This is a genomic window from Mesorhizobium sp. B2-4-7, from assembly GCF_006442685.1.
Classification (GTDB): domain Bacteria; phylum Pseudomonadota; class Alphaproteobacteria; order Rhizobiales; family Rhizobiaceae; genus Mesorhizobium.
Map to the genome: position 1 here is coordinate 237,507 of NZ_VFVH01000006.1, position 23,254 is coordinate 260,760.

At 63.4% G+C, this 23,254-nt stretch carries 22 protein-coding genes and 1 other RNA gene; 5 read left to right on the forward strand and 18 right to left on the reverse strand.

Translation table 11 applies throughout. The features are described from left to right. The 9 genes from ftsW to mraZ are packed head-to-tail and all read right to left on the reverse strand — an operon-like array spanning nt 1 to nt 10,248. Nucleotides 1–1,152: a putative lipid II flippase FtsW gene (gene ftsW, locus FJ946_RS18555; RefSeq protein ID WP_140516599.1), complete on the reverse strand. Its 1,152-nt coding sequence runs from the start codon at nt 1,150–1,152 to the stop codon at nt 1–3. Beyond that, on the reverse strand, nt 1,152–2,552 hold the full coding sequence (gene murD, locus FJ946_RS18560) for a UDP-N-acetylmuramoyl-L-alanine--D-glutamate ligase (protein WP_140495213.1): 1,401 nt from the start codon (nt 2,550–2,552) through the stop codon (nt 1,152–1,154). The genes ftsW and murD overlap by 1 nt, the downstream gene beginning before the upstream one ends. Before the next feature lie 9 nt (nt 2,553–2,561). Further along, nucleotides 2,562–3,644: a phospho-N-acetylmuramoyl-pentapeptide-transferase gene (gene mraY, locus FJ946_RS18565; protein ID WP_140495211.1), complete on the reverse strand. Its 1,083-nt coding sequence runs from the start codon at nt 3,642–3,644 to the stop codon at nt 2,562–2,564. Between the two features lie 24 nt (nt 3,645–3,668). Next, nucleotides 3,669–5,150 carry a UDP-N-acetylmuramoylalanyl-D-glutamyl-2,6-diaminopimelate--D-alanyl-D-alanine ligase gene (locus FJ946_RS18570; RefSeq protein WP_140567375.1) on the reverse strand — a complete coding sequence of 494 codons (1,482 nt, stop codon included), beginning with the start codon at nt 5,148–5,150 and terminating at the stop codon, nt 3,669–3,671. After that, nucleotides 5,147–6,601: a UDP-N-acetylmuramoyl-L-alanyl-D-glutamate--2,6-diaminopimelate ligase gene (locus tag FJ946_RS18575; RefSeq protein ID WP_140567377.1), complete on the reverse strand. Its 1,455-nt coding sequence runs from the start codon at nt 6,599–6,601 to the stop codon at nt 5,147–5,149. Before FJ946_RS18575 ends, FJ946_RS18570 begins: the two co-directional genes overlap by 4 nt. A gap of 54 nt (nt 6,602–6,655) precedes the next feature. Further along, on the reverse strand, nt 6,656–8,365 hold the full coding sequence (locus tag FJ946_RS18580) for a penicillin-binding protein 2 (protein WP_140495205.1): 1,710 nt from the start codon (nt 8,363–8,365) through the stop codon (nt 6,656–6,658). Then, complete coding sequence (locus FJ946_RS18585; RefSeq protein ID WP_140495202.1) at nt 8,362–8,757, reverse strand: hypothetical protein; 396 nt, start codon at nt 8,755–8,757, stop codon at nt 8,362–8,364. The genes FJ946_RS18580 and FJ946_RS18585 overlap by 4 nt, the downstream gene beginning before the upstream one ends. A 4-nt stretch (nt 8,758–8,761) precedes the next feature. Further along, complete coding sequence (rsmH, locus tag FJ946_RS18590) at nt 8,762–9,793, reverse strand: 16S rRNA (cytosine(1402)-N(4))-methyltransferase RsmH (protein WP_140567380.1); 1,032 nt, start codon at nt 9,791–9,793, stop codon at nt 8,762–8,764. Then, on the reverse strand, nt 9,790–10,248 hold the full coding sequence (mraZ, locus tag FJ946_RS18595; RefSeq protein WP_140495198.1) for a division/cell wall cluster transcriptional repressor MraZ: 459 nt from the start codon (nt 10,246–10,248) through the stop codon (nt 9,790–9,792). The genes rsmH and mraZ overlap by 4 nt, the downstream gene beginning before the upstream one ends. Nucleotides 10,249–10,655: 407 nt before the next feature. Here mraZ and FJ946_RS18600 point away from each other — a divergent pair, with 407 nt between their 5' ends. Continuing rightward, nucleotides 10,656–11,771: a cystathionine gamma-lyase gene (locus tag FJ946_RS18600; protein ID WP_140516714.1), complete on the forward strand. Its 1,116-nt coding sequence runs from the start codon at nt 10,656–10,658 to the stop codon at nt 11,769–11,771. An 8-nt stretch (nt 11,772–11,779) separates the two neighbouring features. On the opposite strand, the gene FJ946_RS18605 is transcribed toward FJ946_RS18600, so the two are convergent. From FJ946_RS18605 to FJ946_RS18635, 7 genes are all read right to left on the reverse strand, one after another. Continuing rightward, the gene (locus tag FJ946_RS18605; RefSeq protein ID WP_140567382.1) at nt 11,780–12,082 is read right to left on the reverse strand and encodes a type II toxin-antitoxin system RelE/ParE family toxin; all 303 of its coding nucleotides are present in this window, start codon (nt 12,080–12,082) and stop codon (nt 11,780–11,782) included. Further along, nucleotides 12,079–12,354 (reverse strand): type II toxin-antitoxin system ParD family antitoxin, encoded by a 276-nt coding sequence (locus tag FJ946_RS18610; RefSeq protein ID WP_140495192.1) that lies wholly within the window; start codon nt 12,352–12,354, stop codon nt 12,079–12,081. The genes FJ946_RS18605 and FJ946_RS18610 overlap by 4 nt, the downstream gene beginning before the upstream one ends. 168 nt (nt 12,355–12,522) lie before the next feature. Next, an RNA gene (gene rnpB, locus FJ946_RS18615) (RNase P RNA component class A) lies at nt 12,523–12,932 on the reverse strand. Nucleotides 12,933–12,997: 65 nt separating this feature from the next. Then, nucleotides 12,998–13,714, reverse strand: a complete 717-nt coding sequence (locus FJ946_RS18620; RefSeq protein ID WP_140567385.1) for a transglycosylase SLT domain-containing protein — start codon at nt 13,712–13,714, stop codon at nt 12,998–13,000. A gap of 210 nt (nt 13,715–13,924) precedes the next feature. Next, nucleotides 13,925–14,680 carry an N-acetylmuramoyl-L-alanine amidase gene (locus FJ946_RS18625; RefSeq protein ID WP_140516616.1) on the reverse strand — a complete coding sequence of 252 codons (756 nt, stop codon included), beginning with the start codon at nt 14,678–14,680 and terminating at the stop codon, nt 13,925–13,927. Next, complete coding sequence (locus tag FJ946_RS18630; RefSeq protein WP_140495186.1) at nt 14,677–15,396, reverse strand: DnaJ family molecular chaperone; 720 nt, start codon at nt 15,394–15,396, stop codon at nt 14,677–14,679. The genes FJ946_RS18625 and FJ946_RS18630 overlap by 4 nt, the downstream gene beginning before the upstream one ends. Nucleotides 15,397–15,551: 155 nt before the next feature. After that, nucleotides 15,552–15,761 carry a hypothetical protein gene (locus FJ946_RS18635; protein ID WP_140495184.1) on the reverse strand — a complete coding sequence of 70 codons (210 nt, stop codon included), beginning with the start codon at nt 15,759–15,761 and terminating at the stop codon, nt 15,552–15,554. A 235-nt stretch (nt 15,762–15,996) separates the two neighbouring features. Between FJ946_RS18635 and FJ946_RS18640 the strand changes: the two genes are divergently transcribed. Beyond that, nucleotides 15,997–17,244 carry a DUF3419 family protein gene (locus FJ946_RS18640; protein WP_246673034.1) on the forward strand — a complete coding sequence of 416 codons (1,248 nt, stop codon included), beginning with the start codon at nt 15,997–15,999 and terminating at the stop codon, nt 17,242–17,244. Then, nucleotides 17,241–17,906, forward strand: a complete 666-nt coding sequence (locus FJ946_RS18645) for a class I SAM-dependent methyltransferase (protein ID WP_140567390.1) — start codon at nt 17,241–17,243, stop codon at nt 17,904–17,906. The genes FJ946_RS18640 and FJ946_RS18645 overlap by 4 nt, the downstream gene beginning before the upstream one ends. A gap of 4 nt (nt 17,907–17,910) precedes the next feature. Here FJ946_RS18645 and FJ946_RS18650 read toward each other — a convergent pair whose 3' ends face one another. Next, nucleotides 17,911–19,290: a serine hydrolase gene (locus tag FJ946_RS18650; protein WP_140567392.1), complete on the reverse strand. Its 1,380-nt coding sequence runs from the start codon at nt 19,288–19,290 to the stop codon at nt 17,911–17,913. A gap of 315 nt (nt 19,291–19,605) precedes the next feature. Between FJ946_RS18650 and FJ946_RS18655 the strand changes: the two genes are divergently transcribed. Then, nucleotides 19,606–20,400 carry a GH25 family lysozyme gene (locus FJ946_RS18655; protein ID WP_140495176.1) on the forward strand — a complete coding sequence of 265 codons (795 nt, stop codon included), beginning with the start codon at nt 19,606–19,608 and terminating at the stop codon, nt 20,398–20,400. 185 nt (nt 20,401–20,585) lie between these two features. Further along, nucleotides 20,586–21,764: a lytic murein transglycosylase gene (locus tag FJ946_RS18660; RefSeq protein ID WP_140495174.1), complete on the forward strand. Its 1,179-nt coding sequence runs from the start codon at nt 20,586–20,588 to the stop codon at nt 21,762–21,764. A gap of 81 nt (nt 21,765–21,845) precedes the next feature. On the opposite strand, the gene FJ946_RS18665 is transcribed toward FJ946_RS18660, so the two are convergent. Then, a complete protein-coding gene (locus tag FJ946_RS18665) occupies nt 21,846–23,066 on the reverse strand; it encodes an alanine racemase (protein ID WP_140516626.1) in 1,221 nt (406 codons plus the stop codon). Nucleotides 23,067–23,254 lie beyond the last annotated feature (188 nt).

Sequence of the window (23,254 nt, forward strand, 5' to 3'; positions counted from 1 at the left end):
TCACTCCGCCGGCATGGCGCGCTGTGGCAAGGCAAAGCCCACCTGCTTGCGCTTTTCCGGTCGCTTGCGCGTCAGCGCCAGCACCATTCCCATCGAGATGGCGATGGCAATCTGCGAAGAGCCGCCATAGGAGATGAACGGCAGCGTCATGCCCTTGGCCGGCACCAGCTGCAGGTTGACGCACATGTTGATGACTGCCTGCAGGCCAAACACGGTGACGAGGCCGCCGACCGCATAGCGGGTGAAATCGTCATGCTCCTTCAGCGCCGTGTTGAGGCCGCGCAGCACGATGAAGGCGAAGATGGACATGATGAAGAAACACATGATCAGTCCGAATTCCTCGCCCGCGACCGAAAAGACGAAGTCGGCATGGCTGTCGGGGATGACCCGCTTGACGGTGCCCTCGCCCGGTCCGACGCCGAACCAGCCGCCATTGATCAATGCGTCGCGGCCCATATCGACCTGGAACGTGTCGCCTTCGCCAGTGAGGAACTTGTCGATACGCAGGGCGACGTGCGGAAACACCGTATAGGCGGCAAAGACGCCACCGACGCCGGCCGCTCCGAGCACGACGATCCACAGCCATGGCAGCCCCGCCATGAAGAACATGATGCCCCAGGTGCCGGTCGTCAGCATGGTCTGGCCGAGGTCCGGCTGCGCCACCAGCAGCGACACGACCAGCACCAAGAGCAACATGGCGAAGAGATTGCCCGGAATGTCGGGCTGGCGCTTGTGTTCGGCGAACAGCCAGGCGCACATGATGACAAAGGCGGGTTTCAAAAACTCCGAGGGCTGGATCGACAGGCCGGCAAGCGACACCCAGCGCCGCGCGCCTTTCACCTCGACGCCGATGTAGAGCACCGCCACCATCAGCACCAGCATCAGGCACAGCATGATCAGCGCCATGCGCCGGATCTCTCTGGAATCGAGGAAGGACACCGCCAGCATCACGCCGAGCGCCGGCACGGTGAAGATGATCTGCCTGGTCGCGAAGTGAAAACTATCGAGGCCGATGCGTTCGGCGACCGCGGGGCTTGCGGCGAAGGACAAGACTATGCCCAGTCCCATCAGCGACAGGAACGCCGCCAGGAACCAGCGATCGATGGTCCACCACCAGGTCGCAACCGGGCTTTTGTCGAGACGGCTCTGCATTATCGTGCCCCTCCGATGGGTTTGACGCCCTCGATAGCATTCGCAGCTTGCCTGAAGGCTTCGCCGCGGACCTCGAAATTCTTGAACTGGTCGAAACTGGCGCAGGCCGGCGACAACAGTACCACCGCCTCGCCGCCATCGTCCTTGGCCGCATCATGCGCGGCATGCTCGACCGCGGCTGCAAGCGTGCCCGATATCTCATACGGCACCGCCTCGCCCAGCGTCGCCGAAAAGGCCGGCGCTGCCTCGCCGATCAGATAGGCCTTGGCGATACGCGGGAAGAAGCCGCGCAGCGGCTCGATGCCGCCTTCCTTGGGCAGGCCGCCGGCGATCCAGTAGATGCGTGAAAAGCTCGACAGCGCGGGTGCCGCCGCATCGGCGTTGGTCGCCTTGGAATCGTTGACGAACAGCACGTGGTCCTTGCGGCCGACCTGCTCCATGCGATGCGCCAGGCCCGGAAAGCTTTCCAGTCCGGACTGGATCTCGCCGAGGTCGAGCCCGACCTTGAGGCAGGCGGCCACCGCGGCAAGCGCGTTTTGCGCATTGTGCTGCCCGCGCAGCGAGCCGATGCCTTCGAGGAAGGCGACCCGGCTGTAGCGGCCATGCACCGCTTCCATCAAATTGGTGCCATCGGCGAAATAGCCGTCGGTCAGCGGCAGCCGCTTCGAAATGCGGATGACGTGCCGCCCCGCCCGCTCCAGCCGTTCGGCAATCTGCGCACACCAGGAATCGTCGATGCCGACGATCGCGGTCTCGCTGCCGGCAACCAGCCGCTCCTTGATCGAAGCGTAATGCTGCATGGTGCCGTGACGGTCGAGGTGATCCGGCGTCAAATTGAGCAGGATGCCGGCCGTCGGATTGATCGATGGTGCGAGGTCGATCTGGTAGGACGAGCATTCGACGACATAGTGCCGGTCGGGTTGCGGCGGATCGAGTGTCATCACGGCGCGGCCGATATTGCCGCCCATCTGCGTATCGCGGCCGGAAGCCTTCAATATATGCGCCGTCAGCGCCGTGGTCGTCGACTTGCCGTTGGTGCCGGTGATGGCGATGAATGGGGCGGCTGGCGCGCCGAGCGTCCGCTCGCGGCAGAAAAGCTCGACGTCGCCGATGATCTCGACACCCGAACCGCGCGCCAGTTCCACCGTCCAGTGCGGTTTGGGATGCGTCAGCGGCACGCCGGGCGACAGCACGAAAGCGGAGAACGTGGCCCAGTCGGCTGTGTGCAGGTCGCCGGTTGCAATCCCGGCGGCTGCCGCCTTGGCGACACTGTCGGGATTGTCGTCCCAGGCCAGAACCTCAGCCCCGCCCTCGATCAGCGCGTGCGCGGTCGCGATCCCCGAGCCGCCGAGCCCGAAGAGCGAAACACGCTTGCCTGCGAAGGATGCGGCGGGAATCACGGGGCGCGCCTATCTGAGCTTGAGGGTGGAAAGGCCGACCAGCGCCAGGATGACGGCGATGATCCAGAAGCGGATCACCACCTGGCTTTCGGTCCAGCCGAGCTTTTCGAAGTGGTGATGGATCGGCGCCATTAGGAACACACGCTTGCCGGTCATCTTGAAGTAGCCGACCTGGATGATGACGGACAGGATCTCGACCACGAACAGCCCGCCGACGATGACCAGCACGATCTCGTGCTTGGTGGCGACCGCAACGGTGCCGATCAGCCCGCCCATGGCCAGCGAGCCGGTGTCGCCCATGAAGATCGCCGCCGGCGGCGCGTTGAACCAGAGAAAGCCGAGGCCGGCGCCGATGACCGCGCCTAGCACAACAGCCAGTTCGCCGGTGCCGGGCACGAAATGGATCTGCAGATATTCGGCGAACACCGCATTGCCGGAGAGATAGGCGATGACGCCGAAGGACGCCGCCGCGATCATGATCGGCACGATCGCCAGGCCATCCAGACCGTCGGTGAGATTCACCGCATTGCCCGCTCCCACGATGACGAAGCAGGAGAACGGAACGAAGAACCAGCCGAGATTGATCAGGAATTCCTTGGCGAAGGGGAATGTCAGCGACGAGGAGAACGGCGCCTGGCCATTATGCATGATCGCCCAGGCGGCAATGCCGGCGATGACGAATTCGAGTGCCAGCCGTGCTTTGCCGGAAAAGCCGAGATGCGACTGTTTCGTCACCTTCAGATAGTCGTCGTAGAAGCCGATCGAGCCGAAGCCCAGCGTCACCAGCAACACCACCCAGACATAGATGCTCGACAGGTTCGCCCATAGCAACGATGAGCCGATGATGCCGGACAGGATCATCAGGCCGCCCATGGTCGGCGTGCCGGCCTTCTTGAAATGGGTCTGCGGCCCGTCGGCGCGGATCGGCTGACCCTTGCCCTGGCGCAACCTGAGCGAATTTATGATGGTCGGCCCGAAGATGAAGACGATCAGCGCCGAGGTGATCAGCGCCCCGCCCGTGCGGAAGGTGATGTAGCGGAAGACATTGAAGACCGAGATCTTGTCCGCGAAATCGACGAGCAGTGTGAACATGCGCTTTTCGTCCCCGACTTGACCCTAGGTCTGTTTGCCGATTGTCGTTTCAGCCGGGAACTTGCCCAGCAACGCATCGACCAGCTTTGCAAAGCCGATGCCCTTCGACGATTTGATCATCACCACGTCGCCTGGCTTCAGTGCGGCAAACAGAACCGGCTTCAATTCCTCGACGTTGGCGCGGTATTCTGTCCTGATCTCGCCCGGCAGCGCTTCCGCCAGCGCCCGCATCTCCGGACCGCCGAGAAAGACGGTCTGCGTGCCGGTGCCGACGATGAGACCGGCAAGTGCAGCATGCAGCTTGGCCGAATACTCGCCGAGCTCGAGCATATCGCCCAGCACGGCGATGCGGCGGCCTTCGCCCGTCACCGGCGTCGCGTTGAGCAGCGCCATGGCGGCCGCCATCGAGGCGGGGTTGGCGTTGTAGCTTTCGTCGATCAGCGTGATCGGTCCACCGGGGTGGCTTGAAGTCGGGCCACCGGGATGGCTCGAAGTCGAGCCACCGGGATGACGCAGCACATAGCGTTTGCCGCGGCCGCGCTCGGCCGAGAGATCGGCCAGCGCCAGGGCAACCTTGTCGAGATCGGCGCCCACCAGACGGGCCGCGCCGAGGACCGCCAGAATGTTCTGCACCATGTGGCGGCCGGGCGCGCCGATGCGAGCCGTCACCTCGTGACCGCCGATCCTGGCGGCAATGTCGGAATGATCGGCATGGACTTCGCATTTGACCAGTCTGAAGGTTGAGCGCGCGTTCTCGCCGAACCCATAGACATGCTCGACGCCGGCGGCGTGCGCCATCTTGTCGAGAAGCTTGAAACGCGCGTCGTCGCGGTTGAGGATCGCCGCGCCGCCGGGTTCCAGCCCTTCGAAAATCTCGGCCTTCGCCTTGGCGATCTCGTCCAGATTGCGGAAGAAGCCGAGATGCGCCGCCGCGATCATGGTGACGATGGCGACATGCGGCCGTACCATCTTGACCAGCGGCCTGATCTCGTCGGGATGGTTCATGCCGATCTCGAACACTGCATAGTCGCAATCGGCCGGCATGCGCGCCAAGGTGAGCGGCACGCCCCAGTGGTTGTTGAACGACTGCGCCGAGGCATGCACCTTGCCGCCCGCCGACAGCACGTGGCGCAGCGCTTCCTTGGTGGTCGTTTTGCCCGCCGAACCGGTCACCGCGATGATCTTGGCCCGGGAACGGTCACGCGATGCGACACCGAGCTTTTCCAGCGCCACCAGCACGTCCTCGACGACGATCATCGGCGCCGTCAGCCGGCCAAGCGACGGCAGCTTGCCTTCGGCCACGACCAGCACCCCGGCTCCGGCCTTGATGGCGGCGGTCGCGAAATCATGGCCGTCCATCGCCTCGCCCTTGATGGCGAAGAAAGCGTCGCCCGGCTGAAGGCTGCGGCTGTCGATCGAAATGCCCGATATGCCGTCCGGCATCGGCCCGATCGGTCGCCCGTCCATGGCGGCGACCAGCGTCTCGGATGTCCACAGCAAATTCATGCGGCACGCTCCAGTAGCGCGGCACGGACTTCTTCGTGGTCGGAGAAATGCAGGGTCTCGGTGCCGATCGTCTGGCCTTCCTCATGACCCTTGCCGGCCACGATCAGCGTGTCCCCGGCATGCAACATGGAAACGGCCTCGTGGATCGCCGCGCGCCGGTCACCGATCTCGATCGCGCCGGGAGCGGCGGCAAGGATCGCGGCACGGATCGTCTCCGGCACTTCCGAGCGCGGATTGTCGTCGGTGACGATGACGACGTCGGCGAGCCGCGTCGCGATCTCGCCCATGATCGGCCGCTTACCGCGATCGCGGTCGCCGCCGCAGCCGAACACGACGATGACCCGGCCGGTGGTGAACGGGCGCACCGAGGCAAGCACGTTTTCCAGCGCGTCCGGCTTATGCGCATAATCGACATAGACCGGCGCGCCGTTTGCAGTCGTCCCGACAAGGTCGAGCCGGCCGGGTGCGCCCTTGAGTTTCTCCAACGCCTTCAAGGCTTTGGCGACTGGCGTTCCCGTGGAGATGGCAAGCCCGGCCGAAACCAGCGCGTTGGCTATCTGGAAATCGCCGGCCAGCGGCAGGTCGATCTCGTAGAGCATCCCGTCGGCCTCGACCTCGGCACGCTGGCGGTGGCGCTCATGCTCGACCCGTTTCAGCGTCAGGAAATCGCCGTGGCGGCCGACCGTCAGCACGTCGAGCCTTGCGGCCTTCGCCGCCTGGATGGTTGGCGCCGACCACGGATCGTCGGCGAAGATCACGGCCGGCGCGCCCTTCGGCAGCAGCGCATCAAACAGACGCAGCTTGGCCCGGTGATAGTCCTCGACCGTCGGATGGTAGTCCATGTGGTCGCGGCCGAGATTGGTGAAGCCGCCGGCGGCCAGCCTGACGCCGTCGAGACGGCGCTGGTCGAGACCATGGCTGGAGGCCTCCATGGAGGCATGGGTGACGCCGGCGTCCGCCAGTTCAAGCAACAGCTGATGCAAGGCGACGGGATCTGGCGTCGTCAGCGAGCCATAATCGTTGCGGCCCGGCGCCACCACGCCGGTGGTGCCGATCGAGGCCGCGGCAAAGCCGGCCTGCTCCCAGATCTGCCTGACGAAAGCGGCGACCGAGGTCTTGCCGCTGGTGCCGGTGACGGCCACCATCGTCTGCGGCTGTTTGCCGAAATAACGGGCCGCGCTCAGGGCCAGCGCCAGGCGCGGGTCATCGACGGCCAACACTGGAACCGGCAGTCCCCCAAGGGCGCTGTCCTTGCCCGCGACGATGGCGGCAGCCCCTCGTGCGGCGGCGTCCGCGGCATAGGCGGCGCCATCCGCCTTGCTTCCAGCGAGCGCGAAAAAGACGACGCCGGGTTTTACCTGGCGGGAATCCGAAGAGATGCCGGTAACCTCCAGATCGGCGGAAGCTGTTCCTTCGACTGGCAGGATACCGGTTAGATTTTTGAGCTTCATCGAGTTCCGTTCACCGCAACAAAATAGCGCGCAGTTGCCGGCGCGCCCTAAGAATCATTGATAGGAAACCAGCGTTGCACCATTTTCATGGCTGAAATCTGGCTTCACGCCAAGCATGGCCGCGGAACGCCTGATGATATTGCCGGCCATGACCCCGGCATTCGCGGCCGCGACGTCCGTCATGCCCGGCTTTTCCGGGTGCGGAGCATCGGCAATCGTAAACACGAGATATTGCGGATCGTCCATCGGGAATGCGGCGACGAACGTATTGAAATTCAACTCCTTCGAGTAGCGGCCATTGATGACCTTCTCGGCTGTTCCGGTCTTGCCGCCAACGCGGTAGCCGGGGACCCTGGCATTTCTGGCCGAGCCCTTCTCGGCGTTGAGCATGTAGAGATAACGCATGCCCTCGACCGTTTTGTCGGCTACCACTTTCTTGGCCGCCGCCATCGCGTCCTGCTGGCTGCGGACCAGGAATGTCGGCTCCATCAGATATCCGCCATTGATCAGCGCCGCGCAGCCGACAGCCGCCTGCAACGGCGTCGTCGACACGCCATGACCGAAGGCGATGGTGAACGAGTTGACCTGTTTCCAGACCTTCGGCTCAGTCGGACGGGCAACTTCCGGCAGTTCGGTCTGCATCTTGTCCAAGATGCCAAGACGATGCAGGAATTCGCGGTGCGCCTCGATGCCGACCAGTTCGGCCTCCCTGGCCGATCCGATGTTGGATGAATAGAGGAACACCTCCGGCAACGACAGCACGCGGTTCTTGCCGTGGAAATCGTGAATGGCCTGATGGCCGACCCGGATTGGATGCGAAGCGTCGAAGCGGCTCGCCATCGTCGCCTTGCCGGAATCGAGCGCCATGGCCGATGTGAAGCTCTTGAAGGTCGAGCCCATCTCATAGAGCCCCGCCGACATCCGGTTCAGCCGGTCCTTGTCTTGTGCATTGTAGGGATTGTTCGGATCAAAATCCGGCACCGAGGCCATGGCCACCACTTCGCCGGTCTTGACGTTGAGCACGACGGCGCCCGCGCCCATGGCGCGATAGCGCTCCAGGCCGGCGGCAATCTCGTCGCGCACCACATGCTGGACGCGCAGATCGATCGAGAGCTTCACCGGCTTGAGATCCTTCGCCACCGCCAGGCCCGACGCCTGCAGATCGCTCAGGCCCTGCTCGTCGATATATTTCTCCATGCCGGAGATGCCTTGATTGTCGATATTGGTCAGGCCGACAATGTAGGACGAGGTTTCACCACTGGGGTAGAAACGGCGCTTCTCGGTGCGGAAGCCGAAACCGGGAATGCCGAGCTGCATGATGTCGGCCTGCTGCTTGGGCGTCAGCTGCCGCTGCAGCCAGACGAAGCCGGCGCCGCTCTTCAGCTTATGGTAGGTCTGCTCGTAATCGATCTCCGGCAGCACCGTCGACAGCTTTTCGATCGCCTCGTCGGCGTCGACGATGCGGCGCGGCTCTGCAAACAGCGATGCCGTCTTGATGTCCGTCGCCAGCACCTCGCCGTTGCGGTCGACAATGTCGGGTCGCGAGGCCGTCACCCGGCTCTGCGGGCCGCCCGACATGTCGGGGGTCTGGAAGCCGAGATAGACAAGCCGCCCGGAAATGATCGAGAAGATACCGAAGAACACCGCCATCGTCATGACGATGCGCGCCTTGCCCTTGCCTCCGGTCGCCTTGCGGGCGCCATCGACCACGATTGAACCGTCTTCGCTGGCCCTGGGGCGACGTTTCAGCAGTTTGCCGATCATTGGGCGATGCCTCCGGTCACGATGGGATCCTTGCCGTCCGAGGGTGTGTTGCCGGAATTGTCTGCCATGCCGCCTTGGCGCCCGTTCAGGATGTCCTGGATGTCGAGGGTTTTGGCTGGCAGGTCGCCGAGGCCGACGATCTGGTGCGCGCTGACCGGCTCCAGTTCAAGCTGCGACTTGTAGAGCTCGGCGAGCTTCTGTAGCCGCGATGGCTGGGTGAGCAGGCTCCAGTCGGCCTTGAGCAGGTCGATCGTGTCCTCCTCGTAGCGTATCTCAGCATGGATTTTCTGCACTGCAGCCAATTGGTCCTCGGCCTCGCGCTTGGTTTTGTAGGTCAGGGCCGCCGCCGAGACCATGACGGCGATGAGGACGATGTCGCTGGAACGAAACACGTGCTTACCTCTCCCCCGGCCGCTCGATGCCGGGAAGTTTTGGGCCGGGAAGTTTTGGAAGGCCGAAAATCGAAAAATCGACGGCACGCGCCGGCGCATCGGTGCGGATGGCGGCGCGCAGCCTTGCCGAGCGGGCGCGCGGGTTGGCCGCAGTCTCGGCATCACCCGGCGTCACGCCGCCGCCGGACTTGCTGAAGGTGGCACTGCGTGCCCGTGCCTCCGGCATGTGGCGCGAGCCGCTCGCGGCGTCGGAGCGATCGGCAATGAAGCGCTTGACGATGCGGTCCTCCAGCGAATGGAATGTCACCACGGCAAGTCGTCCGCCCGGCTTCAGCGCCCGCTCGGCGGCGAACAGCGCCTTGGCCAACTCACCGAGCTCGTCATTGACGAAGATGCGCAGCGCCTGAAAGACGCGGGTGGCGGGATGGATCTTGTCCTTCGGCGCCCGGCCGATATGCGTCTCGATGGCGTCGGCAAGCTCCAGCGTGCGCTCGAACGGACGCTTTTCGCGACGCGCTTCGATCATGCGCGCGATGCGCCCGGCGTGGCGCTCCTCCCCGAGGAAGCCGAAGATGCGGGCAAGATCGCCCGGCTTGAAGTTGTTGACGACATCTGCGGCGCTGAGGCCCGCCTGCGCCATGCGCATGTCGAGAGGCCCATCGACGCGGAACGAAAACCCGCGCTCCGCCTGGTCGAGCTGCATCGAGGAAACGCCGATGTCGAGCACGACGCCGTCGGCACTTTCGACATGCTGGTCCAGCATCGAGAATGGCGCCTGCACCAATCGCAGGCGGCCGCCTGATTGGGCTTCGAGATTGCGACCAGCCGCTATGGCATCCGGATCGCGATCAATGGCAACCACGGACGCGCCGGCCGCCAGGATGGCCTTGGTGTAGCCGCCGGCGCCGAACGTGCCGTCGACGATGACGTCCCCTTCCGCTGGCGAGAGCGCCTGCAACACTTCGGCAAGGAGGACCGGAATGTGGCGGGCCGGTCCGCCAACGGCGTTGATATCATCGCCGTGGCCCACCGTCATTCCGGTCGCTCCCCAGGCTTCGTCCCCTGCCGAAGCTGCAAAAGCCGGGCCCGCGCCTGCGCTCCGTAGGCCGCAAGCCGTCCCGGCTCCCAGATCTGAAAGAAATTGCCGCGCCCGACAAAGGCTACTTCCGCCGAAAGGCCGGCATGTTCGCGGATGAAGTCGCTGATCGTGATGCGACCATCCTGGTCCAGCTTCAGGAATGTTCCGTCGCCATGGCAGAAGAACGACATGTCGTCCGCCGTCTGCTGGAACGGATCCTCGAGCGCGATGCGCTGCTCGTAGCGGTCGAGCAGGTCGGGCCCGCCGACATCCATGGCTGGCAGATCCAGGCAACGCAGCGCGTAGAGATCCGAATAGCCGCGTTTCTGAACGACGGCGCGAAAATGCGCAGGAACGGACACCCGCCCCTTCGCATCGATCCTGCTCACCGTGTTCGACAGAAACCGGTCCATCACACGTCACAGCCGCTTGCGCCGCCGCACCCCTCTTCGTCGTGTTACACGCGCCACCGCTACGCGTTCCCTGCCCTGAACCCGCCTCCGTGACAGGGGCGAAAACCGGCAAACGCGCAGCCGCCGCGGCAGCCCGATTGGCGTACGCTTCACTCTGACGCGGAACGAAGGCTTTGGTATCGATATGGGATATCATGGGGTATTATGGGCGTCAACGGGAACAGGCTTCACAACATGCCGTCGCGACCGATAGAAGCGGCTTTGAAAACACGTCTCGTCTTTATGGATCATTAAGCCTAACGAAGCGTTTAGAGCCGCTTGGCCCAACCGGACGCGCCTTGTCGCGAGCTGTTGCCGGGCATAGCGTCTCACCACACGTCCAGGGTCACCAAGAGGGTTGAATGTCGATGTCTGAAACAGCACGGTCGCGCGCCGCGGCTCTTGCCCACCTCCGTCGCAACGCACTTGCCGTCGGCGATTCCATCCCGCTGCCACTCACCATGGCTGCCATCTTTCACGCGCCTGGCGACGCCACCGGTTTCAACCAGTATGGCCGTTTCAGCAATCCGACCTGGGATGCGGTAGAACATATGCTGGCGCATCTGGAAGACGCGCCCTGCGTCGCCTTTCCTTCCGGAATGGCGGCGATTTCGGCGGCATTTTTCGCTGTCCTCAAGACCGGCGACCGCATTCTTCTGCCTTCGGATGGCTATCACACGACAAGGGCACTGGCCGAACGCTTCTTGAAACCACTCGGCATCGCCTACGATGTGAGGCCAACCTCGACCTTCCTCGATGGCGGTTTCGAAGGCTATCGTCTCGCTTTCGTAGAGACGCCCGCTAATCCGGGGCTGGACATATGCGATATCGCGGCGGTGGCCGCGGCCGCACACAAAGCGGGCGCACTGCTTGTCGTTGATAATACGACCATGACGCCTTTCGGCCAGCGCCCGCTCGACCATGGCGCGGATATTGTCATCGCCGCGGACACTAAGGCGCCCAACGGCCACTCCGACGTGCTGTTCGGCCACGTCGCGAGCCGCAACGCCGACATCATCGCCGCGGTGACGGATTGGCGCGAAACGTCCGGCGGCATTCCAGGGCCGTTCGAAGCGTGGCTTGTGCATCGTGGCCTCGAAACGCTCGATGTGCGCTTCGACCGCATGTGCTCCTCGGCGGAAGTGATCGCGCGGCGCCTGCAAGGTCACCCGGCGATCACGGGCCTGCGCTATCCCGGCCTGGAAGGCGATCCTTCGCACAATCTTGCCCGTGCCCAGATGGAACGCTTCGGCTTCCTTGTTTCCTTCGAACTCGCTTCGGAGCAGAAGGCCGAGGATTTCATCAACAACTGCGAATTGATGCAGGCCGCGACATCCTTCGGCGGCGTCCACACCTCCGCTGAGCGGCGTTCGAAACGAGGCGATGCGGTTCCAGCCGGCTTCGTCCGCCTCTCAGTCGGCTGCGAACCAGTTGAAGAGCTTTGGGCGGCGATCGAGGCGTCGCTGGACAGGATCGGCGACTGACAAATCGGTTACGAACCGAGGTCGTCGGTTTCGAAGTTGCGATGGCCGTGCAGCACGCGAAGGATTTCGATCGCATCGCCCCTGACTCGATACAGGGTGAGATAATTGCCGACGAGCAGATGGCGAACACCCGGTGCGATATCGTCTCGTGGCGCGCCTGAGAAAGGATAGGTAGCCAGTTGCTGCCACCGCGCCTCGATGCGGTCGAGCAGCCGGTCGGCTGCGGCCTCGCTGTCGCTCGCAATATGCAGCCAGATCATGATCAGATCGTCTTCGGCGCGCGCGTTCCGGACGATGGGGAGCAAATTCATCCTGCGTCGTCAGATCGCAGGCGTCTCCGCGCCTCGGCCTTGATTTCGTCCATCGATTCAAATCGTCCCGGTCCGCTGTCGATCCCTTCCTGAACTAACCTCCGCAACTCCTCGACCGTATAGCCGAAGAGGTCGCGCCGATCCTTCCATTGCCGGAGCGCATCGCGGATCACCTCGCTAGCCGAAGCATATTCACCAGCGGCGACCACATCGTCGACCGCCGCCGCCAGTTCCGGCGAGAGGGTGATGCTGCGTTTGTCGACCTGTCCCATGATAAGATTCCCAAATGCTATTGGTTGCCTATGGTACGATTTAATCGTACCAGCTTCAAGCAACGGGGGATATCACTTGGCTGGCGAACGGCCTGCCAGCTTGAATCGACAGGCGCGCCGGAGGGCGCAACCTGCTGATCTCAAAGAACTTTCTCGGGCAGCTTAAAAACTGCCAGCTGGCCTATAAGCCGGGTTCTGTATGGCCCTCGCCCCTTGCGGCGCGAGAACGTGGCGGCCATTCATCTTGGGCGCATATTGCCATGCGCCTCACGCAACCTACCCGGACGGTGAGCCGGAAACAGCCCTCGAGGGTTTCCCCTCGCACCGCCCCTATTCGGTCTTGCTCCCGGTGGGGTTTACCGTGCCGCTCCTGTTGCCAGTCGCGCGGTGGGCTCTTACTCCACCCTTTCACCCTTGCCCCGACCCGGCAAAGCCAAGTCGTGGCGGTTTGCTTTCTGTGGCACTTTCCCTGGGGTCGCCCCCGCCGGCCATTAGCCGGCACCGTGTCTCCATGGAGCCCGGACTTTCCTCACCCGCGGCCTTTCGGCTTTTGCTGGTGCGGCCGCCCGGCCAGCTGGCCAGGCGTATAAAGGGGTTCACGCCACAAAACGCAACCAAAAAAGCCGGTTACGACCGGTTCTTGTCACGCCGGCGACCCGACAGCCGCCAGTTGCACCTTGACCTTGCTGCAATAGGCGGCCGAGACCGGGTTCATTCGGGTGGCGCCGTGGCCGGCATTGTATTTCAGGATCGTGCCGCACGTCGTGCCGCCGCCGAGATCCCGCGCCATGGCAAGATACTTCATGCCGTATTTGATGTTGGTGTCCGGATTGAAGAGCCCATTGGCCGAGCCGCTATAGCCCATCATCCGCGCCGTCGCCGGCTTGATCTGCATCAAGCCGATTTCGCCGGCGCCGCCGACGAGGTTCGGCCGATAGTTGCTCTCGATCTTGATCACGGCGTGAGCGAGCGACGCCGGCACGCCATAGCTTGCGGCGTAACGCGCCACGATGGCCGAATACTGATCGCCACTGGCCACCGCTGCCGTCGAGGCCACTGCTTCCTTGATCCCGATCGATGCCGTCGTCGTTTTATCAACGGCCTTGCGGCCTCGCCTGGTCTTCTGTTTTGTGCTCGGCTTCTTGGCCTTGGTCCAGCTCGCCTTCTCCACTTTCGCGGAAGACCGCTTCGCCGCCCTCACATCCTTGCTGCTTTTGGCCGAAATGGCCTTGCCCTTGGCGGTCGCTGCGACGAGCCCCTGATCGGCCCGTGGGCTCAGCGGCGCGGCGCTCGCCGCCCCGAAGGCAAAAGTCATTACGCCGACAGCAAGAGCTGCCGTTACAACGGTCAATTTCTGCATGTGATCCTGTTCTGTCTGAACGCGCGAAGATCTCCGCGCGGCATTGCTTGATTAATGTCGGATCATCCGGGGGTTAGACGCCCGACAAACTGTACGGATTGCCCTTTGAGGCCCGAATTGCGCGCAATGAAGGCGGGGCAATTCACTTTAAGTGACAGTTTGTAACCTAATGTCGGAAAAGCATTACTTGGACGGCATCCTGACCTAAGGTCAAGTTCCGGGGGAAGCGAGCAGCCGTTGAAGCGTGCGTATCGTCGATCCGTCCGCCACTCCATCGATCCGGCGTGGCCGGAAATGACGCTGGAAAGCCTCGACCACGACCCGCGTCTGCTGGTCGAAAACACCCGATATTTCGACCCCATAGCCGTAGAGCGCCAGCATCGATTGCAGCGCCTCGACATCGGCGCCAGCGTCGCCGGTCTTCAGCACGGCGCCGCGCCTGATCGGTGCCGCCGCCACCAAGTGGCCGACGCCGGCCTCGAACAGGGCCCGCCAGGGAAACTTCTCGCCCGGATCGATCTTGCGCCCCGGCGCCACGTCGGAGTGCGCCAGCACCCGCTGGGGGGCAATCGCATGCCGGCTGGCAATTCCGGCACACAAGCCGATCACCGCATCGATCTGTCGCTTGGGAAAACCGGGATAACCCAATGAATGCCCCGGGTTGACGATCTCGATGCCGACGGAACAGGAGTTGATGTCGGTGCGTCCGAACCACGAACTCTTCCCAGCGTGCCAGGCGCGGTCGCTTTCCCGGACCATCTGCACGATATGGCCGTTCTCATGCACCAGATAGTGCGAGGAGACTTCGCTGGCCGGGTCGCACAGCCACGCCTCGGCCCCGGCGCCTGTCGGCATGCCGGTATAGTGCAGCACGATCATGTCGGGCTTCAGCGTCTCGCGCCGTGGCCCGAAATTCGGCGATACCCTGACCTCGGCGCTCGGCTCGTCGGGCAGGAAGCCGCTCATGCGTGCCGCAGGCCCCGCTCGATCATCTCGTAGGCGGTGTTGATCGCCGCGAGCCTCGTCGTCGCGATCTTGATGAATTCCTGCGGCAGGCCGCGCGCGATCAGCCGGTCGGGATGATTGTCGGAAACCAGCTTGCGGTAACGTTTCCTGACCTCCTCGAAAGGCTTGCCGCGCTCGATGCCGAGCACGACATAGGGGTCGGCCGCACCAAGATTGACGTGCCTGGCAAGGATCGCCTCGTAGTGCACCTCGTCTATGCGGAAGATTTCGGCGATGCGGTGCAGGAACTGGCCTTCACGCTCATGGATCAGCCCGTCGGCCTTGGCGATGTGGAACAGGCCATCGAGTATATCCTCCAGCATCATGCAGTTCGAATGGCCGGAGCCACAAAGCTGCGCCATGCGCTCGGCATAGGTCTCGAAGCCGGCAACGTCACGTTTGGCCAGATCATAGAGCCGCGCCACGTTGCGCGTCTCCTTTGGCGGCACCTCGAATATTTCCTGGAAGGCGCGTATCTCATCCTGGGTGACGACCCCGTCGGCCTTGGCCATCTTGGCCGAGAGCGCAATCATCGCCACCGAGAAAGCGACGCGACGGCGCAAATCCGCATCGCCGGAAAAAACGGTGCGTACAGCCTCGACCACGTCGGCGACGCCCGACGAGGCTGAGGACGAAATCCGCGTGATGAAGTCGCCGAGGCGGTCCCAAATCGACATGGCCGCTTCTTAGAGCCAACCGGTCCCCGCTATCAAGCCAATAACGGCCGGCATCATACCTCCGACGACAATCGATCTCGTGTCGGAACCACTACCCGCCTGGGCGAAGGGCCGGCAAGACGCCGGCCCTTCGCCAGAACACAGGTACTAATGGACTACTGCGCGGGCGCAGGAGCGGGCGTTGCCGGAGCCGGCTCGGCAGGCTTGGTCGAATTATCCGCGGGCGCCGCAGGTTTCATTGGCTGCTCGGCCGGCGGATTGGTGCTCTGGGTGGTGGTGTTATCCGTCCCCGTGCCGCTGTCGCTGCATGCAGCGACGCCGAGCAGCGCAAGCGCGGACACCGACGCAAGAATGAGTTTTTTCATGATATCTCTCCTTCAACACACGCTCACGTTGCAGTGAACGGTCGAGAAGGAAATGCATCACTCAGCCATGGGTTTCGTAACGATGCGTTTCCGCATGTAACATCGCTCGCATCCTCCCCTTGCGCCTCCCCGGGGGTGAAACAGCTTTGCGCTCCCCTGTGCGGATCGCTGTCATCCACCTGTCATAGCCGGGCGTTACCCGCTTGCGGCAAAGCAAATGGGGAATCACCTTGCCATGACGGACGTTTCCGCAGATCTGATCTCTCGCCGTGGCAAGGAAGTTGGAAAAGCCGTCTACCAGAACCGCCCCCTGTCGAAGGCAGGAATTTCCGAACGGCTGTTCGCCTTCCTGTTTTCGGGCCTGGTCTATCCGCAGATCTGGGAAGATCCCGATGTCGACATGGACGCAATGCAGCTTGGCGAAGGCCACCGCGTCGTCACTATTGCCTCCGGCGGTTGCAATATCCTGGCCTATCTCACCCGGTCGCCGGCCAGGATCGACGCCGTCGATCTCAATGCCGCTCACATAGCCCTGAACCGCATGAAGCTGGAGGCGGTGCGCCACCTGCCTTCGCAGGGCGACCTGTTTCGCTTCTTCGGTGCCGCCGGCAACGACCACAATTCTCAGGCTTACGACCGCTTCATCGCGCCGCATCTCGATCCGGTCAGCCGCCACTATTGGGAGCGCCGCAACTGGCGCGGCATCAGGCGCATCGCCGTCTTCGACCGCAATTTCTACCAGACCGGCCTGCTTGGCCTGTTCATCGCCATGGGCCACCGCACGGCTAAATTCTTCGGCGTCGACCCCGCCGGCATCATGCAGGCCAGGAACATTGGCGAGCAGCGCCGCTTCTTCCACCAGGAGCTGGCCCCGGTGTTCGAAAAGCCGCTTTTGAAATGGGCGACCTCGCGCAAGGCCTCGCTGTTCGGCCTCGGCATCCCGCCGGCGCAATATGACTCTCTCATCACGTCCGGCGACGGCACCATGGCCAGTGTGCTGAAAGCCCGGCTGGAAAAGCTCGCCTGCGATTTTCCATTGAAAAACAACTATTTCGCTTGGCAAGCCTTTGCCAGGCGCTACCCCCAACCCGGCGAAGCCGCCCTGCCCGCCTATCTTGAAAGGCAGAACTATGAGGCCATTCGCGGCAATGTAGACCGCGTCGCCATTCATCATGCCAATCTGATCGAATTCCTGGCAGGCAAGGACGCGGGTTCCGTCGACCGTTTCATCCTGCTCGACGCGCAGGACTGGATGACCGACGACCAGCTCAATGCGCTGTGGTCGGAAATCACCCGCACCGCCTCCGCCGGCGCGCGTGTCATCTTCCGCACTGCGGCCGAGCCAAGTCTGCTGCCGGGCCGCGTCTCCGCTTCCCTGCTCGACCAGTGGAGCTACGAGAGCGATGCCTCGCGCGAATTCTCCACCCGCGACCGCTCGGCAATCTATGGCGGCTTTCATCTGTACGTGAAGCGCGCTTCATGAGCACTACCGAGCTGCCGGCCAATCACGCCGAACTGATGGACGGTGTCTACCGCTGGCAGCGTCACATCTACGACCTGACCCGCAAATATTATCTGCTCGGCCGCGACCGGCTGATATCAGGGCTGGACGTTCCGCCGGGCGGCACGGTGCTGGAGCTCGGCTGCGGCACCGGGCGAAACATCATCCTCGCCGCCCGCAGCTTTCCCGGCGCGCGCTTCTATGGCCTCGACATTTCGGCAGAGATGCTGGAGACCGCGGGCACCGCGATTGCCCGCGAAGGCCTGTCCGATCGCGTCATGCTGGCAAGGGGCGACGCCACGGAGTTCGACGTAAAGGCGCTGTTCGGCCGCGACAGCTTCGACCGTGTCTTCGTCTCCTATTCATTGTCGATGATCCCAGGCTGGGAAAAGACGGTCTCCGCCGCGCTGGCAACGCTCGCTCCGGGCGGTTCCCTGCACATCGTCGACTTCGGCCAGCAGGAAGGCCTGCCGGACTGGTTTCGGACCCTGCTTCGCGGCTGGCTCAGAAAATTCCGCGTCACGCCCCGTGAAATGTTGCGCGAGGTGCTGGAATCGGAATCGCGAAAAATCGGCGCAACCTTCCGTTTCCGCACACTTTATCGCGGCTACGCCTGGCTGGCGGTGGTCCGGCCGAGCAGCTGATTGGCTAGCGCAGCGCCTTCACCAATGCCCCGACCATGGTCTGCGGCCTGTAGCCCAGCTTGGCCGGCGTCAGGCCGAGCCGCACCACCACTAATTGCTCGGATGGAATGATGGCGACGGTCTGCCCATCATGCCCCTCCATCCAATAGGTGTCCTTGGGCAGGCCCGCCGCCACGCCGGCACCGGGGTTTTCCTCGTCGCCCGGCGCCTCGATCCACAATTGCCCCTTGCTGTAGACTTTCGAGGCCGACGCAGGTTCGCGCATCCAGTCGACGAAACCGGCCGGCAGTATCTGGTTGCCGTTCCAGACCCCGCCCTGCAGCAGGAACTGGCCGAAGCGGGCCCAGTCATAGGCGGTGGCGTAGAGATAGGATGAGCCGACGAACGTGCCCTGTTCGTCGGTCTCGAGCACGGCGCTGTGCATGCCCAGCGGCTCGAACAGCGCGGTGCGCGGCCACGTCAACGCCTTGGCCTTGTCGCCGACCGCATCCTGCCAGAGCCGCGACAGCATCACCGCCGTTCCGCTCGAATAGGAGAACACCTTGCCCACCTCGCCCGTGAGCGGCTTGGCTTCGGCAAAGCCCGCCATGTCGGGTTCGAGATAGAGCATGCGCGTCACGTCGGCGACGTCGCCATAGTCTTCGTTGAATTCCAGCCCGCTCGACATCGCCATCATGTCGGCAAGGCTGATCGCGGCGCGGCCATCGGCCTTCCACGGCGCGAAAAGGCCCTGGTTGGTCATCGCCATCTTGCCGTTCTTGACCAGCGTGCCGACTATGGCGGCATTGACCGTCTTGGTCATTGACCAGCCGAGCAACGGCGTCCGGGCGGAAAAGCCCTCGCCATAGCGTTCCGCGACGACGCGGCCGTTCTTGACCACCACCACGGCGCGCATGCCGGCGCCGGTCATGGCGGCATCGTCGACGATCTTCACCACCTCCGGGTTCTGCGAGGCTTCGACCCGCTCGCCTTCCGGCCACAGCGCGTCCTGTCTTGTCGCCGAGGGTTCGACATGGATCGCCGTGCGCCGCGCCTTGCCGACATCGCCATCCGGGACCGAGGCGCAGCCCAGCCCGTCGCGGAAAACCGCGATGCTCTTGCCGAGGAAGCCAAGCAGGCCGGCGGAGACTGTGCCCCGGTTCTTGTCGACCGAGACCCGCATCAGCTTGAGCAAGGGATGACCGGGCGCCTGCACGTCGATGGCAAGCACCTCGTTGGCGTCGCGCCCGGCGATGAAAACGTTGGAGCAGACGATCTTTGCCGAATAGCCCGAGCCGACCCGGATCAGTTCGGGCGGCGCGAAATAAAGCCACCCAAACAGCGCCACAACCGCCAGCACCACCAGGCCGAGGAGCCATTTGACGATCTTGGCAATAATCCGCATCTTTCCCGCCCCCGAATCCAGGCTCGATCCATGTCATCGATTTGCCGCCATTGCTTCCGCAAAATCATGGGCCTTGTCGAGCGTCGTCAACCAGATATCAACCATGATCGGCTATCACAGGTGCATGTCGCCCAACAGCGCGCCGCGTTTTTGGGATCACGGCAGGAAACAAAATCAAAGCGCGCCGAAAATGCGCGCTTTGACGATATACCGGGCGATGCTGTGGGGCGATCGTCCCGGCGGGGGCCAGACCAAGCGCCGGCCATCAGTGCACAGACCCATCAGCGACCGGCTGCAACCGGCTCGGGAGTTGCAATGCGCCGTCTCGCGGCCCTTTTCATGCTGACGCTGCTGGGCGCCTGCTCGACCGTGGAGGATCTGTCGCCACTGTCGCCATCCAGCACCCCTTCGGTTACGGTGCGCGCGCCCCGCTTCGCCGATTCCAAGCCGCATGAATGGGACAGCGGCGCGCCCTGGAATTACGCAGTTCACGGCACCGACGTCTCAAAATACCAGACCTCGGTCGACTGGCCGACCGCCAAGGCCAGCGGTATTTCCTTCGCTTTCATCAAGGCGACGGAGGGCGGCGACCGTTTCGATGATTATTTCAACGAGCATTGGGCGCGCACCAAAGCCGCCGGCGTTCCTCGTGCCGCCTATCATTTCTTCTATTTCTGCACTCCGGCGGCGGTACAGGCGCGCTGGTTCATCCGCAACGTCCCCGTCGACCGTTCGGCCATGCCGCCGGTGCTGGACATGGAATGGAACCCGAAATCGCCGACCTGCAGGCTGCGCCCCGACCCGGCCACCGTGCGCGCGGAGATGACCACCTTCCTCGAAATCGTCGAGCGGCATTACGGCAAGAAGCCGATCATCTACACGTCGGTAGACTTCTTTGAAGACAACGAGCTGTCGACCTTCCGCGGTTATCCCTACTGGCTACGCTCCGTCGCCGGCCACCCGCGTCAGAAATATGGCAGCCACCCCTTCACCTTCTGGCAGTATACGGGAACCGGCATCGTTCCCGGCATGATCGGCAAGTCCGATATAAACGTCTTCAACGGCAGCCAAGCCGCCTGGGACAAATGGTTGAGGCAGAACACCCGTTGACACCGTGTCAACGGCAGCCAGGCCGCCCGGAGGAAGGGTTGCTGCAGAACACCCGTTGACACCGGGCCTGCCGCCTGCTTTCGACACGGCCGGCGGCCAAGAGTGCAACCGCCGGTATTCCGGGGCGACGCGCATCCAGATGGACAGCCAGGCCGCCCGGAATCCTGAATGTCGAAAGGAAGTCTATGCGACTGCGTCCCCAAGCCCTCGCGGTGCTGTTCCTGTGCGCCACGGCCTTGCCGGCAATGGCGCAGGAATGTGGCGGCGACTTCGAAACCTGGAAGCAGGGCGTGGCTGCGGAAGCCAAGGCGGCGGGTGTCGGCGCTGTCGGCCTCGAAGCGCTCGAGGATGCCAGCTTCGATGAGAGAGCCCTGGCGCGCGACCGTGCGCAGGGTGTCTTCACCCAGACCTTCATCGAATTCTCCAACCGGATGATCTCGGCCTACCGGCTGAAGCAGGGCGCGGCGAACATGAAGAAATATGCCGATATCTTCGCCCGCGCCGACCAGCAGTTCGGCGTCCAGGCGCCGGTCATCACCGCCTTCTGGGCGCTGGAGACCGATTTCGGCGCCGTGCAGGGCGATTTCCATACGCTCAGCGCGCTGGTGACGCTTTCCCATGACTGCCGCCGCCCGCAGCTGTTCCGGCAGCAGTTGGTGCCACTGCTGGAATTGATCGACCATGGCGTGCTGCCGGCCGACGTCAACGGCGCCTGGGCTGGAGAGATCGGCCAGACGCAGATCCTGCCTTCGGATTATCTTGCCCGTGGCGTCGACGGCGACGGCGACGGCAAGATCGACCTGCGGGGCAGCGTGCCGGACGTGATCATGACGACGGCCAACAAGGTGCTGTCGCGCGGCTGGAAACGCGACGAGCCCTGGATCCAGGAAGTGCGCGTGCCCGACGAGATGCCATGGGAACAGACCGGGCGCACAAACAAATTGCCGCTGACACAGTGGACGCAGTGGGGTGTTACCAATCCCGACGGCTCGCCGCTGGTCGACAAGGGCCTGAAGGCCGGGCTGGCGCTGCCCATGGGCCGCAAGGGGCCGGCCTTCCTCACTTACGAAAATTTCGACGTCTATCTCGAATGGAACCAGTCCTTCACCTACGCGCTGACCGCGGCCAATCTTGCCGCGCGGCTGGCCGGCGCGCCGCCGATCGACCCGCGCAATCCCGAACCGGGGCTCAACAACGAGCAGATGAAGGCGCTGCAGACCAAGCTGGAAGCCAAGGGCTACGATGTTGGCACGGTCGACGGGATCTTGGGCACCAACACCCGCGAAGCGATCCGCAAGGAGCAGACGCGGCTGGGACTGCCCGTGGACGGCTGGCCGACGCCGGAGCTTTTAGCGAAGCTGTGAGTAGTAAGTAGTAAGTAGTAAGTAGTGACGGAGGCCATTTCCCTACTTCCTACTTCCTACTTCCTACTCCCTACTCCCTGCTTAATCCGCCATCGTCTCCAGACTCGCCAATCCCACCGGCGCGTCGCCTTCGTCGAAGGACGTCGCCACCTCGACGAAAGTGTCGGGATAGAAGCCGTTGAAACGGGTTCTCAGCGACAGCGAATAGGCGCCGATATGGCCGATCTCGATCCAGTCGCCGGTGTCGACGGTTTCCGGCAGCCAGAACGGCCGCGACAATATGTCGACGGAATCGCAGGTCGCGCCGCAGACCTTGAACGGCACGATGGTTTTCTCGTCGCCATTGCGCGTGCGGATCGCCGGATCGGGAATGAAGCGCGCCGGCAGCGTGATCTTGCCGGTCCATGAATCCGACAGCGACGCCCAGATGCCGTCATTGATGTAGAGCCGCTTGCCCTTGCGCAAAAGCACCCGCACGATCAGCGACAGGCAGCGCGCCACGATCACCCGGCCGGGCTCGGCCACCAGCGGCATCTGGTCGAACTGGTATTCCTTGAGGTCTCCAGAAAGCCGCGACATGATCTGACCGAGCGACGGCATCGCGACTTGCTTGCGGTTGGGATCATGCCCGTATTCGGCCGGAAAACCGCCGCCGACATCGAGACCGGCCAGGTCGAAGGTCAGCCGGTTGCGCACCCAATCGGCGGAAGCCAATGCCCTTTCGTAGGTGTCGGGGTCCTCGATCTGGCTGCCGACATGGAAGCACAGGCCGACCTTGTAGCCGGTACGGTTCAGCCGCTCGGCGAGCTCGACCGCATAGGCCGGCCCGGCGCCGAACTTCTTCGACAGCTCGTAAGCCGCATGGCCCTTGGTCTGCACTCGAACGAACACGCTGATTGCGCCCGGGTCAATGTCGAGTGCCCTGACCACCCGCGTCAGTTTGGTGATCTCGTCTTCGTGGTCGAGCGCAATGACGCGGATGCCGTATTTCTCCAGCGCCAGCTTGATGTCCGACTGCGCCTTGACGGGATGCATGTAGAGCATCTCGGCATCGGCCGAGACCGCGCGCACGGCGGCGAACTCGCCGGGCGAGGCCACGTCGAAGGCGGAGACGCCGGCCTCGACCAGCGTCTTCAGCACGATCTGCTCGCCATTGGTCTTGACCGCATAGGCCGTCTTGCCGGGGAACATGCCCATGAACTGCAAGGCATCGGCCTTCAGCACCTGCGGGCGGAAGCAGTAGACCGGATCGTCCGGGCGAAGCGCCAGTGCCGCCTCGCGGGCATTCTCGAATCGCTGCATGGACGAATCCTTGACCTAGCCTGCGCACAATTAATCCAAGCTAGCGGCCAATGAAAACAATTCTGTGTCTCTTGCGCCTGGCGGCAGGGCGCTAGGCTTTGTCGGGGGAGACAGGCCATCGGGCAGGTTTCGGGTGGTTCTTGCCTGCGAACCCGATATGGCTTCTGTCTGGCTGCCTGCATTCGGCC

What these genes read in the sequence shown, in the direction of transcription:
- ftsW (WP_140516599.1), bottom strand. Translation starts at nt 1,152, where the DNA reads ATGCAGAGCCGTCTCGACAAAAGCCCGGTTGCGACCTGGTGGTGGACC.
- mraY (WP_140495211.1), bottom strand. Translation starts at nt 3,644, where the DNA reads ATGTTCACACTGCTCGTCGATTTCGCGGACAAGATCTCGGTCTTCAAT.
- FJ946_RS18570 (WP_140567375.1), bottom strand. Translation starts at nt 5,150, where the DNA reads ATGAATTTGCTGTGGACATCCGAGACGCTGGTCGCCGCCATGGACGGG.
- FJ946_RS18575 (WP_140567377.1), bottom strand. Translation starts at nt 6,601, where the DNA reads ATGAAGCTCAAAAATCTAACCGGTATCCTGCCAGTCGAAGGAACAGCT.
- FJ946_RS18580 (WP_140495205.1), bottom strand. Translation starts at nt 8,365, where the DNA reads ATGATCGGCAAACTGCTGAAACGTCGCCCCAGGGCCAGCGAAGACGGT.
- rsmH (WP_140567380.1), bottom strand. Translation starts at nt 9,793, where the DNA reads ATGACGGTGGGCCACGGCGATGATATCAACGCCGTTGGCGGACCGGCC.
- mraZ (WP_140495198.1), bottom strand. Translation starts at nt 10,248, where the DNA reads ATGGACCGGTTTCTGTCGAACACGGTGAGCAGGATCGATGCGAAGGGG.
- FJ946_RS18600 (WP_140516714.1), top strand. Translation starts at nt 10,656, where the DNA reads ATGTCTGAAACAGCACGGTCGCGCGCCGCGGCTCTTGCCCACCTCCGT.
- FJ946_RS18605 (WP_140567382.1), bottom strand. Translation starts at nt 12,082, where the DNA reads ATGAATTTGCTCCCCATCGTCCGGAACGCGCGCGCCGAAGACGATCTG.
- FJ946_RS18610 (WP_140495192.1), bottom strand. Translation starts at nt 12,354, where the DNA reads ATGGGACAGGTCGACAAACGCAGCATCACCCTCTCGCCGGAACTGGCG.
- FJ946_RS18620 (WP_140567385.1), bottom strand. Translation starts at nt 13,714, where the DNA reads ATGCAGAAATTGACCGTTGTAACGGCAGCTCTTGCTGTCGGCGTAATG.
- FJ946_RS18625 (WP_140516616.1), bottom strand. Translation starts at nt 14,680, where the DNA reads ATGAGCGGCTTCCTGCCCGACGAGCCGAGCGCCGAGGTCAGGGTATCG.
- FJ946_RS18630 (WP_140495186.1), bottom strand. Translation starts at nt 15,396, where the DNA reads ATGTCGATTTGGGACCGCCTCGGCGACTTCATCACGCGGATTTCGTCC.
- FJ946_RS18635 (WP_140495184.1), bottom strand. Translation starts at nt 15,761, where the DNA reads ATGAAAAAACTCATTCTTGCGTCGGTGTCCGCGCTTGCGCTGCTCGGC.
- FJ946_RS18640 (WP_246673034.1), top strand. Translation starts at nt 15,997, where the DNA reads ATGACGGACGTTTCCGCAGATCTGATCTCTCGCCGTGGCAAGGAAGTT.
- FJ946_RS18645 (WP_140567390.1), top strand. Translation starts at nt 17,241, where the DNA reads ATGAGCACTACCGAGCTGCCGGCCAATCACGCCGAACTGATGGACGGT.
- FJ946_RS18650 (WP_140567392.1), bottom strand. Translation starts at nt 19,290, where the DNA reads ATGCGGATTATTGCCAAGATCGTCAAATGGCTCCTCGGCCTGGTGGTG.
- FJ946_RS18655 (WP_140495176.1), top strand. Translation starts at nt 19,606, where the DNA reads ATGCGCCGTCTCGCGGCCCTTTTCATGCTGACGCTGCTGGGCGCCTGC.
- FJ946_RS18660 (WP_140495174.1), top strand. Translation starts at nt 20,586, where the DNA reads ATGCGACTGCGTCCCCAAGCCCTCGCGGTGCTGTTCCTGTGCGCCACG.
- FJ946_RS18665 (WP_140516626.1), bottom strand. Translation starts at nt 23,066, where the DNA reads ATGCAGCGATTCGAGAATGCCCGCGAGGCGGCACTGGCGCTTCGCCCG.